This window comes from Pseudoalteromonas sp., from assembly GCF_036960685.1.
In the GTDB taxonomy this organism is placed as follows: domain Bacteria; phylum Pseudomonadota; class Gammaproteobacteria; order Enterobacterales; family Alteromonadaceae; genus Pseudoalteromonas.
The window spans coordinates 1-13,940 of the sequence record NZ_JBALXK010000036.1; the positions used below are offsets into that span (position 1 = coordinate 1).

The following is a 13,940-nucleotide window of genomic DNA, read 5'->3' on the forward strand; positions in this document are numbered from 1 at the left end:
CATTTTTATCTATACCTTTGATTGGCCAATCATTGTCCCAGTGCATCGGTTGTAAATGGGTGATACGGCCATACGCTTGTTTGCTTTGAAAGTGAATAAACCAGTCCTCATCAAATTGGGTGTGAACCCACGCACCTTGATGAGGACCGTTGATCACTGAATTACCTTGTGCCATGACAACTTTGGCTTCATAAGGTCCGGTAATTTCTTTTGCTCTAAATACCGATTGCCAGCCTAAATCTACGCCACCAGCAGGCGCAAAAATATAGTAGTAGCCGTTACGTTTATAAAATTTAGGACCTTCAATGGTGCGATATCCAGGGTGATTTTTACCATCGACAATATGTGTAAATTTATCACTGACCCAACTTGCGTCATCTTTCATTTCACGTAGCGTGAGTACATTATTAAAGCCTGCACGACTTTTTGCCCATGCATGTATTAAGTAGGTTTTACCATTGTCGTCCCATAAAGGTGCCGGGTCGATCAATCCTTTACCCGCTAAAATAAGCTGTGGGGTTGACCAAGTTCCAGCAGGATCATCTGTTGTGGTTGCATAAATACCAAAATCAGGATCAGGGTAAAAAATCCAAAATTTATTATCATGAAAACGGATTGTGGGCGCCCATACGCCGTTGCCATGTTGTACTTTTGCAAAGTGCTCTTGTGGCAGCTGTATTGGCAATGCATAATTAATTAACTGCCAGTTGACTAAATCGGTAGAGTGTAAAATAGGCAAGCCAGGTGCAGAGTTAAAACTAGATGCTGTCATGTAATAATCGCCGTTAACAGCAACCACATCTGGGTCGGAATAATCGGCATGCAAGATTGGGTTTTTATATTCGCCATTACCTAGATCTGCTTGCCACGGGCTTTGAGTGTGTGTTGACGATAGTAATTGCGACTCTTTTGCATAACTTAGGCTGCTACTTAAGCAAACGAGCAAAAGTGTTAAATAGAAATAGTATTTGTTGCTTAGCATCGGTTATTTCTCCATTTCTAAACTAGCAAGAATAAAAGGCCCGACTGCTTTAGGATCGTTCGCACGTACATTTTCACTAATGTAATAAGCAAAGCTGCCATCTCGATAGGGTTTTCCGCCAAGTCCTGCTACTTCACATACTTGTTGGATTGATAAGGTGTTATCTGCTTCACGTTTAATAAAGTTGCTAACTACAGCATTAAAGGTATTTTTTGCAATCATTTGGTAGCTATCAGACAAGTAACCTTGATTAACACCTCTTGCAATCGCATAGCTGAGCATAGCACTGCCTGATGACTCTAAATAATTGCCGCGTAATTCACCTTTATCTGTAACTTGATACCATACACCGGAGTCAGAGCGAAGTTTTAACATGTTATCAATCAATGTATTAAAGCGCTGTGATAGCCACACTTTTTTAGGGTAATCATTCGGTAGTTGATCTAATACATCAACCATTGCCATAGCGTACCAACCGATAGAGCGCGACCAATGATTAGGTGATTGTCCGGTTTTTTTATCTGCCCAACGCTGTTGTTTTGACTCATCCCAGCCATGTACAGGTAAAGCGGTGTCACTGCGATAAGTATGTTGTTCAATTAATTGAAACTGCTTTATAACATCATCATACTGATCTGCTGTCCCAAAGCGGCGGATATATTCGGCATAAAAGGGCGCTGCCATATATAAACCATCAAGCCACATTTGCGAGGTATAGCGTTTTTTATGCCAAAAGCCACCATCAATTGTGCGAGGTTGTAATTTGAACTGTGCATATAGCGTATCGAGGGCAAGGCGATATTTACGGTCTTTTGTTTCATCAAACATAAAAAACAGTAACTTGCCGGCATTGAGCATGTCGAGATTATATTTACTCATTACGTAGGTTTTAATACTGCCATCTTCCATTACTAAAGCGTCTACATATTCTTTAATGTAATTGAAATAGCGTTGCTTTGGTTGATGCTGATAGAGCTTGGCAAATGACAGTAACACTAAGCCATGGGTGTAGTCCCAGCGCGGTTCAGTGCGCCAATCAATGGTGTACGCCTGTGGATTACGAGTCATCTCAGAGTTAGCCATTTGCACGGCATAGCTCGGTGAGTTGTTATTATTTTGTGCAGACACATTCATTATTGAGCAGAGTAAGCAGCAGATAAAAAATGAAAAAATATTTTTATTTGCGCTGTTTTTATTGGTGTTAAGTATACGCATCATAAATCCTTATGAGCTAGTGTGCTGATGTTGTTGAAGGGAAGTGAGTGTTAGCCGGTAAGCAAAAATGCGCTGGACCTTGCTTACCGGCAGGCTGTTCTATGACTGGTTAGTTGTTACCAGCTAGAAGCTTAGCTACTTCAAGGCTTGCTAGAATGAAGGGACCATTTCCTTTAGGATCATTTTTGCTGACCGGCTCGCTCATATAATAGTGATAACTACCATCACGGCCAAAGCCAAGGCCTGCAACATAGCATTGGTTAGTCATACTTACCGTGCCATCACTATGTACTAATGTAAATTGGTTAAGTAAACCTTGATACGCTGCAAGCGCGGTGTCTTGATAATCAGCATCGATATAGCCATTATTAAGTGCTTTTGCATAAAAGTAAGCGAACATTGCTGTTGCAGTTGACTCTTGGTAGTTACCTAAAGACGTTGGTTTGTCTAAAACTTGCCACCATGTGCCGGTATCAGTATCTTGAACTTTGGCAATATCAGTGGCCAACTCTTTTACCATGGCGAGTAAGGTATCGCGTTGCTCTGTGTTTTTTGCTGGGATGTAATCGAGTACATCAACCACCGCCATAGCGAGCCAACCCAGACCACGGCCCCAAAACTCTGCGGAAACACCAGTTTGTTTATTCGCCCATGTTTGCTGTTTAGATTCATCCCAACCGTGATAGTACAACCCTGTTTTTGGATCGCGTAGTGCTTCACGAGTGAGCTTAAATTCGTTTACCACCTCAGCGAAGGTTTCTTGTTGCTGGTGGCCCGTTTCAAATAAGCTAGCATATTGGGCTAAAAAAGGCATACCCATATAAACGCCATCTAGCCACACTTGATGTTGATATTTGTTTTTGTGCCAAAATGCGCCTTGTGATGTACGTGGCTGTAACTGTAATTGTGCGCGCAAAGCTTTTGCAGCCGATAAGTATTGTTGCTGCTGGGTATCTTGGTATAGCTGAATAAGGTTGCGACCGGGTGGAATATTATCAATATTAAAATTGCTTTGTTTATAGGCGCTGATTTTGCCTTGCTGATCAATAAAGCTGCCAGTAACTTGGGCAATCACATCCTTATAAGCTTGCTCATCAGTTGCCAGCCCCAATTGATAATAGGCATAAGGTTGTAAACCGATAATGTCGTATTCAAACTTTGGGCTGCGCTTACGGTTAACATCCCAGCCATTGGCATGGTAGCTTAGTGCTTTTCTTTTCAGCTCTGAATCGGCAAGGGCGCGGGCCCATTCAAGGGCTAATTTATCATTAAGCGGTTGCGTCGTTTTTTTTGCTGAAACAGTGGTGTGTAAAGTAATGCGTGGTTTAATTGTCAACCTTTCAGCTTGTTGATCAAGGTACTCAATAAAGCTTTCTTTATCGTTGATACCACTTTCAGGTTGCCACACTGAGGCAAAATAGTAATCTGCATGTTGTGTACTTTGCCCTTTTGGTTTTAGTACTGCAAGGTAGTTATTTTTATCTTGGCGTACGTCAATAACATCACCTTTTTTAAAGAAAACCGCCATACCTAAAGCTGATTTATCTAAACTTTGATTGCCCCAACTGGCAATATAACTGTAGCCATAATTACTCATTGCATCGAGATCACCTTGAATAAACTCAGTCTCAGGGTGTTTGACCACACCGGCCACTAAATTAGACAAGTATTTATCAGTGCTCAGTTCTACATGTGCTAAACGTGAGCCGCCATGCATACTAATGTTTGCGGTTAAATCTTGCTGTTGGTAACTGTTTTGCCAGCCTTGATACTCAATTTGAATACTGGCGCGTAAATCACCATTTTCAATAATCCGTGCTGTGCGTTGGGTCACATCAGCGACATGTTCCAGCTCATCATTACTACCCAGCAAACCAAATCCGCCAGCACCTAAAGACTTACCCACTTTGAGAATGTCCATTCCCCAATCTTGTTTGTCATGATAAGAGTCATAACCATCAAGGCCAACAGTATGTAACACGGGGGCTGCGGTTAATTTACCAAAAATGTCAAAGCCATTGCGCCAATCAAGGTAAAAACGATAACCCACTTTATCTGACTCAATACCTGGGCCTTCGTAACGGATCCAATTTGAATGATCGGTGTAATAATCTGGTGGCGTTAACTCATCAACATTTTTAAATTCACCGCCTACATACTCTTTTTTACCTGTGCCAACTTGGTGTTTTGGCGGACGAGAATGAGGCTGCCATTGACCACCTTGTTTATGGGCAAGATCAGCTTGAACACGTTTTGTTTGTGCTGTGATTACTGGTTTACTTTGCTGTGTTATGGTGACTTCAATCGGTTTATCATTTAAATCGACAATAAAATACACACCATCAAGTTCACCGTCTGAGTTAATATCTACTGCTTGGCTAGGTAACACTTGCTGCGCTGTTTTTACAGTTAAAGCCGCAGTTTGGCTAAGGCCTAAATCGTAATAGCTAAGATAGATTGGCTCATCAGGGCGCTTAAATGAAGATGGATTAACAATGTCTACTTTAGCAACGAGTGCGCTACTGAGTGAGTTTGTCTCACTTGCTTGCAATGGTGTTTTAAGGTCAGCTTGTTCTTGGCAGGCAGCCAGTAAAAGGCTAGAGCCTAGAGCTGTTCCCATCATAATGCGCTTTGATAACAGTGATGTTTTTAAAGTCATGGTGTGTCCTCAATGGTTGAGCCACTTAAATTAAGTGGCTCTATTATTGTTATTTATCGAGATTATATGCTTTTTTCACTAGCCCATAGGTTAGTTGATAAGCCAGTGTCTGCGCAGTACTTTCACTAATTTGATGATTAGCTACCAATTCAGCCAAGTAACGGCAGTCAACGCGGCGTGCAACATCATGGCGAGCGGGGATAGATAAAAATGCACGGGTATCGTCATTAAAGCCAACTGTATTGTAAAAACCTGCTGTTTCAGTTGTTTGCTGTCTAAAACGTAGCATACCTGCTGGGCTATCATGGAACCACCATGCTGGGCCTAATTTAAGGCTAGGGTAGTGACCTGCTAGTGGCGCAAGTTCACGACTATAGGTAGTTTCATCTAACGTAAATAAGATGATTTTAAGATCTGGGTGATTCCCGTATTTACTTAATAGTGGTTTTAACGCATTAACGTATTCAGTTTGGCTTGGAATATCACAGCCTTTATCTCGGCCAAATTGATCAAATACCGCTTGGTTATGATTACGATGTGCACCAGGGTGAATTTGCATCACTAAGCCGTCTTTAATGCTCATACCTGCAAGCTCAGTAAGCATTTGGCCTCTAAATAACTCTTGCTCTTGCTCAGATGAATTGCCTGTTCGGCATTTTTCAAATAATGCTTCACACTCAGCTGGTGATAAGTCAGCAGTTAATGCAGTAGGGTGGCCATGATCGGTTGCCGTTGCACGGCCTTCAATACGGAAGTAATCACGACGTATTTGAATTGCTGCTAAATAACCTTGCCAAGTTGATGTATCTTGGTCGGTTATTTCACCAAGTTTAATTACGTTGTCGATAAAATCTTCGCGGCTAGCATCAACCACATCATCCGGTCTAAAGGTGGTGATCACACGTTTTTCCATTGCAGAGCCTGCAATGGCTCGGTGATGTGGTAACTGATCTAGAGCACCTTCGGTTGTGGCAATCAGTTCAATGTTAAAGCGGTCCATCAGTGCATGCGGCTTAAAGTCAGGTGTTGCTAACGCAGCTGTAATTTTTTGATAATAGTGCTGACCATTTTCCGAGCAAAGTTTTTCAGTAAAACCAAATACATCGCAGAATACAGCATCAAGCCAATAGCCGCTTGGTGTGCCTGCGTATAGGTGATAGTTATCAGCAAAAATTTGCCATACTTTTTCAGGTTCAGCTGCTCTAGAGCGAGCCATGTCGCCTTGCAGACCATGTTCTGGCACGCCTAAATCAGTCATTGGGATACCTTGACTGTAGAGCATTCTAAACACATAGTGATCGGGTTTTATAAACAGCTCGGTTGCATTGCCGAAGTTTTCATTTTCATTAAACCAACGTGGATCAGTGTGACCGTGTGGGCTAACAATCGGTAAGTCTTTAATTGATTCATATAACTTTCTAGCGATAGCAACGACGCTAGGATCGCTTGAAAATAAACGATCTGGGTGCAACTCTAAAGGTTCGATATTGCTCGGCATTGAAGATTCCTTAACTGTTCTGCTTGTATTATGCCACCGGTGGCATGTAAAGGTAAATTACACTGTCAACGTATGGCAGTCAATATGTTAATTAGTTGTTGTTTAGTACCTGAAGGCAGGCTTGAGTGATTTTTTCATAGTCTTTACTTTGCACCCATTGTGGTTGTGCAATCCAAGTACCCCCCACGGCTATCACATTGCTAAGTGCTAAATAGTCTTTAAAATTCTGCTCATTAATGCCGCCTGTAGGGCAAAAGCGAATATCAGCAAATACGCTGTTTACTGCTTTTAAAAACTGCTCGCCACCACATAAAGAAGCAGGAAATAATTTTTGCTCAGTAAAACCATATTCTTTAGCAAGTAAAATATCTGCGGTGTTTGAAACACCCGGCACAACAGGCACCGACGATTGGCTAAGAGCATCAAGTAACCGTGGTGATATAGCAGGCGTAACAATAAAATCACTGCCTGCGGCAAGACTTTTTGCAAGTAACGCTTTATCAGTAATCGTGCCGGCACCAACGCATAAATCGGGTAGTGCTTTTTTAATCGCGATTAATGCGTCAAGTGACGCTGGCGTGCGCAGCACAACTTCCACTAATTGGATACCCGCCTTATGCATCGCGGTCGCAATAGCGACACCTTCTTCACTACTATTTGCTTGTATTATAGGCAGTATTGGTTGCGTGCCTAATAATGTTGAAAACGCGTTCATACATCGGTTCCTATCATGATTGCTGTAATTGCGCCATTGTCAGTGGCTGCTTGTTTAAAGTGACATTATCTAAACTCATATTATTTACATGAGCTACGATTGACTTACTGCCTACTTGGTCAAAATGGCAGTTTTTAAAATGAATATCGTTAATTGGTGCGCGTTCAAAGCCATTAAGATAAAACGCTTTACTTAGCACATTTTTACAATGTAAATTTTCAATTTGAATATCACGAACTGTCGGATCGAATTGTCCTGCATCGCCTTCTTCATAATAGAAGTTGATCACAACAGCGTTTTTAACAGTACCAACGTCAACATTACGAATGCGGATATGCTCGATCAAACCGCCACGTACTGAGTTAGTTTTGATACGAATAGCGCGCTCTAGATGCGGGCTGTCCATAGTGCAATTTTGCACAAAGACATTGTTTACACCACCTGATATTTCGCTACCAATAACCACTCCACCGTGGCCTTCTTTCATATGGCAGTTTTCAATAATAATGTTTTGTGAGGGGATACCGACACGTCTTCCGTCTGCATTTCGCCCTGATTTAATCGCGATACAGTCATCACCGGTATCAAATACACAGTTTTTAATATGTACATGATCGCAGCTCTCAGGGTCACAACCATCAGAGTTTGGCCCGTGGCTTGAAAAATTAACCTTATCAACCGTAACACTTTGGCATAAAACCGGATTCACTAACCAAAATGGCGAGTTTTTAATTGTTACACCTTGGATTAAAATATTTTTACATTTATACGGTTGAATAAAAGGGGGGCGTAAATAGGCGCCGGTACTGTATATACGTTCGCTTACCGGCACACCCGCTTCGGCATCAACCATCAACTGATCACGTGCTTCACGCTGGTGCAATACTTTACCTTGGCTATCTTTAATTAAATCCCAATGGCCTTCTTTGTGTGGCCCCTTCCAAGGCCACCATGTTTGGTTATCGCCATTACCTTGTAGTGTTCCTTTACCTGTGATGGCAATGTTTTCTTGCTCATAAGCATAAATCAGTGGTGAGTATCCCATCATTTCTAAGCCTTCCCAACGAGTAAATACCTCGGGTAAGTAATGAGTAGGATCAGTACTGAAACTTAATATTGCATTATCAGCCAAGTGTAAATTTACGTTAGAAAGTAAATGAATGGCACCAGTCAAGTAGGTACCATTTGGAATGTAGACCTGACCACCTCCTTGTGCGTGGCAGGCTTCAATGGCGCCTTTAATTGCTTGCGTACAATCATATTGTCCATTTTCTTTAGCGCCAAAGTCTTTAATATTAAATTGCTTAGCAGGGAAGGTAGGGACGACAATGTTGGCTTTTATTTGTTCAGCCATTTGCCAATCATCTGCGCTAATTGGCGCTTCAAAAACATTGAGTAAAGGTGCTGACTGACAGCCCATTAAAGTTGCTGTTACCAAAGTGCTAGAAGCTAATGCTTTGAGAAAATAGCGTCGTTGATTATTCATCTTGTATCCTGCTGCTGTAAATTGGAATTATTATAATAAGCTAACATTAGCAGTTATTGCCACCGGTGGCAATGGGGTTTTATTACTAACTTTAAAATAATGTTAAGTTTATTATTTTATAAAATATACTTAGCAAAACGCAGGTAAGCGAATTAAATAAGAGGGTATAGGATTGATTACTTCAAGCTCATTAACTTCATCGTGAAGTTAATGAGCTTATTATTGAATTAATTTCTATTAAATGCCGTCGCAGTAGTCAGTTTTATTAACTTAATCACCAGAAAGCCCGGATACTTTTACATCGTATACTGCTAGGTATTTACCGGTCGTATCTGCACCAGCGGCATTGTATGGATAAATCCGTATATACAGTTTGTTTTCAGCAATTACTTGTATAGTGACGTTATATTCAGTGAATAACATAGTGTCTTTTGAGAACGAAATAGGATCCTCATTTAATGATACAGGGTTACTAAAGTCGCTATTAAATGAGTATTGTATATCTGCTTGTACTGTAGAACCCCCGCTGGTAGTCATCCATGCCGAAATCGTATCGATAGAAAATGTTTGAGTTGCGGCAGTGAGTGAAAACTCTAGATACTTATCAGCATTTTTAGAGACCAACTCAGGACCATAAACCCTAAATCTTGCTACTCCTGTATCTTGTTCGTTAACAGCAAATGTTTTAACTGACCCTGTATCTAAACCCATAACGTTTACGTCTTGTGCGGTAATTGGACCATCAGTTATTGCTGCTAATGCACCACCTTCAGTAAACCAACGGCTATAGGCGGGGATACCATTACCAACAGCAACACCGTTACCAGAAACATTCACCGTGCCTAAATCAACCCCACCCGCAAAAAAGCTAATACTATCATTGAAAGATTTTTCAGAATAAGGAGTGAACTGAACATACATTTTTTCAGTGAATGCACCATTTTCATAAGGAACGGTTAATACTGTTGTCCAATTAGTTGAATCGGGAGCATCACTTAATAAAAATCCATCAGGTGCGGTAGCCACTAAATTACCCGTGTTAGGGCTTAAATCAAATGCAGATAACGTTAATGTTTTCACATTAGTGACGCCAATATAACGATCGTTCCATTGCAGTGTTTCAGGACTAGAAATAAAAGAAGTCGCTTCAATAATATAATCAGTTAAGACCTCTTGCTGTTGCAAACTTTTCATAGCAGCTTTTGCTATTAAAGTAGCGAAAAGTACTTGAGGGTGAGTGCTGTCTGCTGAAATGTAGAGTGATTCAGTCGCGGCTTGATCACCGTACTTTTCAACTATTGCCTTTGTTTGCGTGGTTAAATCAACCATAGGAACGTCTAATAATACCGCGACTTCCTTCATCGCCTCAGGGTAGTTACCACGGGCAAAAAGCTCTCCTGTGTTAACTGATTCAAGATTATGTAGTCCTGAGTTTCTAATACTTTCGCCGCTAAAATATTTACGCACAATAGGGCTCATTAAAATGGGCACTGCGCCTAAGTCACGTGCTTCTTTTATATATTTTTTGAGGAATTGATAATAAGAGTGTTCGCTATCAAGGCAATCCTCACCATTGCTACTGCCATCACTACAGTATGCATAAGTGCCAAATTCTTCATAAGCATCCCCTAATTTTTGATCATTATGACCAAATTGAATAATTAGGTAATCACCCGTTTTTATTGTTTCTTTAACTAAGTTCCAAAGACCATCTTCGTAATAAAAACTACGAGAACTTCTGCCACCACGGGCCCAATTTCTAACGGTTGCTTTGTCACTCACGAACATAGGAACCTGTTCCCCCCAGCCTGCTTGTGGTTTACGCGATTGGTCGTACTCAGTCATAGTCGAGTCACCAATCATATGAATGGTGATATCAACAATTTGATCAATTGGGTCCTCGGGGTCAATAGGCGGTTCAGGGTCGACAGGCGGCTCTGGTTCAACAGGTGGTTCAGGATCCACTGGGTTAGTAATTACAGGGTCAGTACCTATTGGATCAACAATAGTAGAGTCATCTGATGAACTTCCGCATGCACTTAAATAAAAGCATACTAAAAGTATGGATAATTGTTTGATAAGTATTTTCATGTTTCTAATACCTTATTGTTATCAGCGCACTGTTAACTCAAATAGTTGTCGAGCAAATTTAGTGAGCAAGATTTTCAGTTTCTTGTTGTTATCTTTATGAGTAGGGGCAAACTGAAAGTTTTGTTAAAATCAAACCTATCAGCCTCAACTGAAAACCATCGATGATGCAGGGGAGACAATTAGAGAGAAGGCACAACCTCGTTAAATGAGGTTGTGCTTTTATTAAGTTAGAATGTACCTCTTAAACCCACTAAGAACTGGCGACCTGATGACAGGTTTTCGTAAGGGCGTGGCGTGTAGATATCATTCCACATATCTTGTTTTTCATCCGTTAGGTTCACGGCTTCAAATGATAGACTCATTTTTTCTGTTAACTTATAACGAGCTGAGAAGTTAAGTTTTGCTTTTGCATCATAACCACGAACAAAAGTTGACTCATCTTTATACTCATTTAAGTATTGCTTGTTATAACCGCCACGGTAGTTATAAGAAAAACGAGCAGACCAATCTTCTACCTGATAATACAAGGTAATATTATAGGTATTTTTAGATGTTTCCTCTTCGACTAAGTTAAGCGCAGTGCCATAGAATGGGTCTTCAATGTCACGTGTATAGTCAATATAGGTGTAGTTAGTTTGTATACCAAGGCCGTTAAATGGCTCTGGTAAGAATGAAAATGGTTGTTGGTAAATAAATTCCGCGCCCCACATTCCTTCAGCATCCGTATTTACAAGTTGTGTTACTTGCCAGGTGACCGTGCTTGGATCTGTTTCACCTAGGTCAATCCCTAGTGCAGCTAATTCAGCTTCGCTAAGCACTTCATCTTTAGTTTCTTTTGTTAAACCAGAAATGTTTTTGAAGAACAGTGATGTAGCAATTAGTGATTCTTCAGCAAAATACCACTCTAAGCCAATATCATACTGTTTAGCTTTATAAGGTTGAAGAGAAGGACCTGCACCCATAGAGATAGTAGCGCCTGGATCTTCAACACTTGGTGTATTAACACTAATTGACGAACTTAAATCAGATAATTTGGGGCGTGTAATTGCATGAGAGTAACTAAAGCGGCCAACTAAATCTTCAGAGATATCGTAAGCAAGGTTTAATGAAGGCAACCATTCATCGCCTTTACTTACTGACTCACGCCAGCCATAGCCTGCTGCATAGTTAGCACCCTCACCACGCCCTGCTGTAAAACCGTCTTTATAGATATGATCTAAATTTACAATACGGCTAGTATTTTTATTATCTACGTAGCGAACACCAAAATTACCGCGTAACTCGCTATCAAATATATATTGTCTAAAGTCTAATTGAACGAATGCAGTAGCCACTTCTTCTTTGATGTAATAGGTACGTCTGAAATCTTCTTTTGCTTGAAAAAAATCTTCACCAGAGAATGCGTTATACATGGCATTAAAATCGGGTGCCAGCCACGTACCACTATTGAGTGTTGATGTACCTGGAATTGTAGCATTGTTACCAAAGCTAACACCTTGACCGTCTAAAGTGGTATTAAACAAACTGCCGGCAATTAACTCATCATCTAAATACATCACACGTTCTTCAGCGTTTTCACCCGATGTTTTGTTTGTTTCTTTATCAATATCTCGCCAGTTATTTAAATTATAATGTTGTTCAGTTTCAAAGCTTCGTTGGCCTACACCAAATTTAACTGTGTATTCATCATTTATTTCGTAGGCGAAATCTATGCGAATTGTTTTGTTTTCACTTTCTATAGTTTGTGAACGGTTACGAACTAAACCTGCGGTGTAATTATTCGGATCTGTCATTAGTGAACCGACTTGCTCTTTACTGTAGGTTGCACCAGGTGCTTGGCCTGCAGCAAATGCAAATGAGGGCATATTCGAGTTCAATTCAGCACTGCCAATTGCTTGTCCGCCAGGGTTATTAAGCAGCTCAAGAGGATCAATATTATTATCAAAACTATAAGCTACAGTTGAGTTATTACTATCGAGTGCAAAAGTAGTCATATACGGGATATCTAAATCTGACTTACCTTGACCAACTAAAAAGTTCATTTTAAAGCGGTCGTTAATAAACCAATTACCAGTAAAGCTAACCTGATCAAATTTTGATGATGATTCATCTTTACGGGCTTCAGAGCGGATAATGGCATTTGATAAAGCCCCGGCAACGATGGTGTTATTAGCGTCAATTGCAATGTTTTCTGGCACGATGTCTTTTTGATCACGTAACAATACTTCGTAGTGATACTCTTGCATGTTGTTATCAAGCTCTGCATGCAGCACATCTAAGTTGAAAGAAAGATCATCCGTTGGGGCGTATTGTAGAGCGAGTGTAGCACCAAGACGTTTTTGCTGTTTTGAATACAAAGAATAACGTGGGATGCGTGGTAAATATAAACCATCTAAATTTTCGTTGGTGTAATTACCATTTGGCATTAATAACGTTTTTGGTGCAACAGTAAGGTAATTTGAACCACCTTGACCAACCGGTAAACCATCATCAACAAAGCTGGGGTTGTTTACAGTCCAACGTCCAGTTGATGAGCCTTCACTTTGTACTGTCCCATCGCTGTATGCAACAGATGCAAGAACACCAAATTTATTATCCCAGTTATTGCTAAGCATAAACGAAGCGCGAGGTGAGACATCTTCATCAACATCACTGTAACGAGCATTTACATTGTAAGCGCCTTTAAAGCCATCATATTGAAAAGGGCGGGCTGTTTGTAAATTAACATTACCAGAAATACCACCGTCTTCAAGTTCTGCGGATACTGTTTTGTTAATATCAATTTGCGTAAAAAGTTCAGATGCGAATACATTAAAATCAAATGCACGTGACGTATTAGATCCACCAGCAGCATCGGTTGCTGCGCCTGCTGAAGCTGATTCCATACCGTTAATTGTGGTTTTAACGTAACGAGAACCTAAGCCACGAATAGTGATTTGACGGCCTTCACCGGCATCTTCTTCAATTGAGATGCCTGGTACACGAGCAAGAGAGTCTGCTACATTTAAATCAGGGAATTTACCAATGTCTTCTGCAATGATGGTTTCACGGGTGCCTACGGCTTCACGCTTAGACATCAACGCAGCATTGATACTGCCTCGGTAACCTTTAACTTCGATTACTTCAAGTTGGTCGTCTGAATTTGTTTCTTGTTGTGGCGCTGCGTATGCTATAGCACTGCTAAATGCACCACCTAGAATTAAATAGGACATTAATTTGTTGAGTTTAAAATTGTGTGTGCTGGTTGTCATAGTGGTTCCACATTCTACTTATTGTTATGCAGTTAACATGACT

General features: G+C 40.7%; 8 protein-coding genes. All 8 read right to left on the bottom strand.

The annotated features are described in order from the left end of the window. On the bottom strand, positions 1 to 982 hold a 982-nt coding region (locus V7783_RS19930), incomplete at its 3' end, for a glycoside hydrolase 43 family protein (protein WP_335680222.1). A gap of 3 nt (positions 983 to 985) precedes the next feature. Then, positions 986 to 2,197, bottom strand: coding sequence for a glycoside hydrolase family 88/105 protein (locus V7783_RS19935; RefSeq protein WP_442961399.1), 1,212 nt, complete (start codon positions 2,195 to 2,197; stop codon positions 986 to 988). 109 nt (positions 2,198 to 2,306) lie between these two features. Further along, on the bottom strand, positions 2,307 to 4,856 hold the full coding sequence (locus V7783_RS19940) for a glycoside hydrolase family 88 protein (protein WP_335680224.1): 2,550 nt from the start codon (positions 4,854 to 4,856) through the stop codon (positions 2,307 to 2,309). A gap of 49 nt (positions 4,857 to 4,905) precedes the next feature. After that, positions 4,906 to 6,354, bottom strand: a complete 1,449-nt coding sequence (gene uxaC, locus V7783_RS19945) for a glucuronate isomerase (protein WP_335680225.1) — start codon at positions 6,352 to 6,354, stop codon at positions 4,906 to 4,908. A 91-nt stretch (positions 6,355 to 6,445) separates the two neighbouring features. Continuing rightward, on the bottom strand, positions 6,446 to 7,069 hold the full coding sequence (gene eda / locus V7783_RS19950; RefSeq protein ID WP_335680226.1) for a bifunctional 4-hydroxy-2-oxoglutarate aldolase/2-dehydro-3-deoxy-phosphogluconate aldolase: 624 nt from the start codon (positions 7,067 to 7,069) through the stop codon (positions 6,446 to 6,448). Positions 7,070 to 7,082: 13 nt separating this feature from the next. Further along, positions 7,083 to 8,555, bottom strand: a complete 1,473-nt coding sequence (locus V7783_RS19955) for a glycoside hydrolase family 28 protein (RefSeq protein WP_335680227.1) — start codon at positions 8,553 to 8,555, stop codon at positions 7,083 to 7,085. Positions 8,556 to 8,825: 270 nt separating this feature from the next. Continuing rightward, positions 8,826 to 10,646 carry a rhamnogalacturonan acetylesterase gene (locus tag V7783_RS19960; RefSeq protein WP_335680228.1) on the bottom strand — a complete coding sequence of 607 codons (1,821 nt, stop codon included), beginning with the start codon at positions 10,644 to 10,646 and terminating at the stop codon, positions 8,826 to 8,828. Positions 10,647 to 10,873: 227 nt separating this feature from the next. Next, a complete protein-coding gene (locus V7783_RS19965; RefSeq protein WP_335680229.1) occupies positions 10,874 to 13,897 on the bottom strand; it encodes a TonB-dependent receptor in 3,024 nt (1,007 codons plus the stop codon). Positions 13,898 to 13,940: the final 43 nt, after the last annotated feature.

What these genes read in the sequence shown, in the direction of transcription:
- uxaC (WP_335680225.1), bottom strand. Translation starts at nt 6,354, where the DNA reads ATGCCGAGCAATATCGAACCTTTAGAGTTGCACCCAGATCGTTTATTT.
- V7783_RS19940 (WP_335680224.1), bottom strand. Translation starts at nt 4,856, where the DNA reads ATGACTTTAAAAACATCACTGTTATCAAAGCGCATTATGATGGGAACA.
- V7783_RS19960 (WP_335680228.1), bottom strand. Translation starts at nt 10,646, where the DNA reads ATGAAAATACTTATCAAACAATTATCCATACTTTTAGTATGCTTTTAT.
- V7783_RS19955 (WP_335680227.1), bottom strand. Translation starts at nt 8,555, where the DNA reads ATGAATAATCAACGACGCTATTTTCTCAAAGCATTAGCTTCTAGCACT.
- V7783_RS19935 (WP_442961399.1), bottom strand. Translation starts at nt 2,197, where the DNA reads ATGCGTATACTTAACACCAATAAAAACAGCGCAAATAAAAATATTTTT.
- V7783_RS19965 (WP_335680229.1), bottom strand. Translation starts at nt 13,897, where the DNA reads ATGACAACCAGCACACACAATTTTAAACTCAACAAATTAATGTCCTAT.
- eda (WP_335680226.1), bottom strand. Translation starts at nt 7,069, where the DNA reads ATGAACGCGTTTTCAACATTATTAGGCACGCAACCAATACTGCCTATA.